The 239-nt window shown below is 63.2% G+C and carries 1 protein-coding gene; it reads left to right on the top strand.

What is annotated here, in order from left to right; translation table 11 throughout:
* Window positions 1-167: inorganic phosphate transporter (locus ACPYOI_RS36895; RefSeq protein ID WP_481424287.1), on the top strand; the 167-nt coding region annotated here is incomplete at its 5' end.
* Window positions 168-239 lie beyond the last annotated feature (72 nt).

Below are 239 nucleotides of genomic sequence, written 5' to 3'. Positions count from 1 at the left end.
CCACCACGCACGTCCTGTCCTCGGGCGTCGCCGGCACCATGGCGGCGAATGGCTCCGGCCTGCAGTGGTCGACCGTGCGGAACATGCTGATGGCCTGGATCCTGACGCTGCCGGCCTCGATCGCGCTCGCCTTCATGCTGTTCCTTGTGCTCCGTCAGGTCTTCTGATCGACACGTTTCATCGGCCCTGCCGATTTTGCCCGACAAATGGCCCAAAAAGATAATGGCGCCCCCTCGTAG

The organism is Rhizobium sp. SVR5-2C, assembly GCF_056755115.1.
The sequence above is the reverse complement of the archived record's forward strand: the minus strand, read 5'-3'. Positions and strand labels throughout refer to the sequence as shown.